General features: G+C 61.6%; 4 protein-coding genes. 1 reads left to right on the top strand and 3 read right to left on the bottom strand.

The genetic code is table 11. The features are described from left to right. Both ACE3RX_RS22775 and leuA read right to left on the bottom strand, forming a co-directional pair. A partial coding sequence (locus ACE3RX_RS22775) for an HDOD domain-containing protein (RefSeq protein WP_374487257.1) occupies positions 1-682 on the bottom strand: 682 nt, incomplete at its 3' end. A gap of 42 nt (positions 683-724) precedes the next feature. Next, positions 725-2404 (bottom strand): 2-isopropylmalate synthase, encoded by a 1680-nt coding sequence (gene leuA / locus ACE3RX_RS22780; protein ID WP_374487258.1) that lies wholly within the window; start codon positions 2402-2404, stop codon positions 725-727. A gap of 131 nt (positions 2405-2535) precedes the next feature. On the opposite strand from leuA, the gene ACE3RX_RS22785 reads away from it, so the two are divergent. After that, a complete protein-coding gene (locus ACE3RX_RS22785) occupies positions 2536-2997 on the top strand; it encodes an Lrp/AsnC family transcriptional regulator (protein WP_346192067.1) in 462 nt (153 codons plus the stop codon). Between the two features lie 23 nt (positions 2998-3020). Here the strand turns inward: ACE3RX_RS22785 and ACE3RX_RS22790 are convergent, their stop codons facing one another. Continuing rightward, on the bottom strand, positions 3021-3512 hold the full coding sequence (locus ACE3RX_RS22790; RefSeq protein ID WP_374487259.1) for an ankyrin repeat domain-containing protein: 492 nt from the start codon (positions 3510-3512) through the stop codon (positions 3021-3023). Positions 3513-3710: the final 198 nt, after the last annotated feature.

Genomic DNA, 3710 nt, shown 5'->3' on the forward strand with positions numbered 1-3710 from the left:
GGCTCTGAATGGCCTCACAAATCTCATCCGGCAGGCACCAGTTGCGGGCCAGTTCTGTGCCTACTGCGGCATGATTGATGCCCAGACGGCCATCTTCTACTGCTGTGAACGGGCGTTCTGCGTCGTTGTTTGCATCGATCAGCACGTCCCGGTATTCCTGCGGGAAGGGAATCATCAGCACAGGGATGCCGCAATCGCGGAAGAGCGAAAAGGTGTAGGCATCTTCAGGGCGCACATGGTGTTTGACGCCCAGTGCGTGGACCAATGCACCGGAAACACGTGCGGTAGCGGCAGAGGCAGACCAGAAACGGTCCATCATCGGCACATGCTTGAAGGTCTGGCGTAGTGCCAAGCCGGCAATGGTGTTGACGACGATACGCAGACCCAGCAGCAACAAAGCTTCCTGGACGGTGCCAACTTTCTTCCCAAGGCCGAAGAAGGGGGAGTTGGTAATCTTGATCAGGCCGGCGGAGAGGCCCACGTCTGCACTGATGATGTGCCCGAGCCGGATGAAATCCGGCTCATCCTTGGAGAGTTCGCGGTCAAGCTCTTCCAGGATGGCGGGGCGGGGTGGAATGCCGATGTCCCGCAATTCCAGCTTCATGCGGCTGGCAACATCATCCGGGTTCAGTTTGGCTTCGATGGCGGGCTCCTGGGGCGGCTGGGTCTGGTCGCTGATCATACCCGAAGCCGCCGCTTCGCAACATCGTCCGGACGGAGGGGGTCAGGCCGCGGCGTCGAGGCGGGCTGCGTGGCCGAGTCGATTGACGCCGCTGATCAAGGCGCGGATCGAGGCGGTGACGATATTGCTGTCGATGCCGACGCCGTAGCAGTCGCCACTGCCCTTGGCGGCCACTTCAAGCATGGCACAGGCGCGGGCATTGCCATCTTCACCCATCGGCACCATCGAGCGCTCTTCGTAGCTGCGGACCTGGAACTGGAAACCGGCCGTCTGCAAGGCGTGGACCGCCGCGTTGATCGGACCGTTACCTTCTCCGGTCAGCACGGTGGCCTGCCCATCGATTTCGACGGCAAGACGAATGCCTTGAGCGTCGCCGTGCTCGAAGAGGTGATGCTCCCGATATTGGAGCGGGGCGCTGGCGCCGAGGTAGTGCTGGTTGAACAAGGACCAGATGTCTTCGGCGCTGACTTCGCCGCCATGCGTATCGGTGTGCTTTTGCACCACGCCGGAGAATTCGACCTGGAGACGGCGCGGCATCACGACGCCGTACTCCGTTTCCATGAGGTAGGCGATGCCGCCCTTGCCGGACTGACTGTTAACCCGGATCACGGAGTCGTAGCTGCGACCGACATCGGCCGGGTCGATCGGGAGGTAAGGCACTGCCCATGGCTCATCCGCCTTTTGAGCGGCAAACCCCTTCTTGATGGCGTCCTGGTGGGAGCCGGAGAAGGCCGTGAAAACGAGATCCCCGACGTACGGGTGGCGCGGATGGATCGGGAGCTGGGTACAGTGTTCGTAGGTGCGGGCGACGGCGTTGATGTCCGAGAAGTCGAGCTGCGGATCGACGCCTTGCGTGTGCATGTTGAGGGCGAGGGTGACGAGGTCGACGTTACCGGTGCGCTCGCCGTTGCCGAAGAGGCAGCCTTCGACGCGGTCGGCGCCGGCCATCAAGCCCAATTCGGCGGCGGCGACGGCCGTGCCGCGGTCATTGTGCGGGTGGAGGCTGATCAACACGCTGTCGCGGCGCTCGAGGTTGCGGTGCATCCATTCGATCTGGTCAGCGTAGATGTTGGGCGTGGCGATCTCAACCGTGGTCGGGAGATTGAGGATGACCTTGTTGTCCGGTGTCGCCCCCCAGGCCGCGGTGACGGCATCGCAGACTTCCTTGGCGAAGTCGAGTTCGGTGGCGGTGAAGAGTTCCGGGCTGTATTCGAGGGTGATCTTCGTTTCCGGCATCTCGGCGGCGAGCGATTTGATCAAGCGGACAGCGTCGACCGCCATGGCCACGACTTCGGCCTTGCTCATGTTGAACACGGTCTCGCGGAAGGTCGGGCAGGTCGCGTTATAGACGTGCACGATGGCCTGCTTGGCGCCCTTCAAGGACTCGAAGGTGCGGCGGATGAGGTGCTCGCGGGCCTGGGTGAGGACTTCGATGGTGACATCCTCGGGAATGTGGCCGCCTTCGATGAGGTTGCGGACAAAACCGAATTCGGTTTCCGAGGCGGACGGGAAGGCGATTTCGATCTCCTTGAAACCGATGTCGCAGAGCGTCTTGAACATGCGCATCTTCTTGTCGGCATTCATCGGCTCGAAGAGGGCCTGGTTGCCGTCGCGCAGATCGGTGCTCATCCAGATCGGGGCCTGCGTGATGCTGCGGCTCGGCCATTGGCGCTCGGTGAGGGCGATGGGCGGGAAGGCGGTGTATTTGGCGGTCTGCGACATGATGGATCTCGGAGAAGATTTGCGATGGCGAAATATTAAGCCGGAGTGCACCGCAGGTGCTTGCGAATTGGGTCTTGAATTCCGTTGTTATTGGCAGATAATTGCGTAAATTATTTTTAATTTGGCATGAAATGGAAATTGATCGTTACGACCGTGAAATTCTCACCATCCTGCAGCGCGAGGGACGGCTCAGCAATCAGGAGTTGGCTGACCGGATCGGGCTCTCGCCGTCGCCCTGTCTGCGTCGTGTGCGGGTACTCGAAGAGTCCGGGCTGATCAGTGGCTATCGGGCCTTGCTGGATGCGAAAAAGCTGGGTTTGAGCCTGATGGCGCTGATCGGCATCTCGATGGACCAGCACACGCCGGAGCGTTTTGCCAACCTGGAGCAGACCATCGCCGATATTCCCGAGGTGCTGGAGTGCCTGCTGATCACCGGCCAGCAGTCGGATTACCAGCTGAAGGTGGTGGTGCGCGACATGGATGCTTATCAGGATCTGTTGCTGAACAAGATCACGCGCATTCAGGGCGTGACGGGGGTGCATACCAGTTTTGTGCTGCGTAAGGTGGTTGACCGTACGGCCTTGCCCGTTTGAGCGCCGGGGCGTGTCCGGGCGGGTCAGTTGCCGCGCAGGCGGCTGCCGAACAGGTCGGCCCACTGTGTTGCGGACAGACTCACTTCGCGAATCGAAGTGCCACGCCGGTCTTCATGCTGCCGACGCTCCCGCATGCCATGCGGAGGGGCTCCCGCTGCCCGCCGGCGCTCACCGTGCAGGCGGCGGTCAAAGTGGGTGAGTACATTGGACGTCGTCATCTGGCGGGCTTGGGCGCCGTAATCACGCAGTAACGCGATGATCTCCGTGTGGCCGCCGCGCTGCGCCATGCGCAGCGGGGCGCCCGGACCTTCGCCATTGTCGGCGTTCAGGTCGGCCCCCAGTTCGAGCAGTTCCCGCACAATGGCAAGATGGCCATGGAAGCAGGCCAGACGCAGGGGCAATCCGCGTTTGCCGTGGATATCGGCTTCTTCAAGATCGGCCCCGTCCAGCAAGGCGCGACGAACGGCGGCAAGATCACCGCGTTCGATGGCTTGGCGAAGAGGGCTGGGGCGCATGCTGGAGAGGGATGTCTGTTGAGTGAGTGTGGACCGCGGATTTTACCCAAAATTCCGGCTATTAAAATGGCATCTTTTGTCCGGCGGGCCCCGCGAGACTATAATCCGCCCCGGAAAGTCGGCCAGGCAATCGCTGGACACGCAAGTGTCGGGAGGAAAGTCCGGGCTCCATTGGGCAGGATGCCAGCTAACGGCTGG

Origin of the sequence: Zoogloea sp., from assembly GCF_041914405.1 — a bacterium.
Classification (GTDB): Bacteria; Pseudomonadota; Gammaproteobacteria; order Burkholderiales; family Rhodocyclaceae; genus Zoogloea.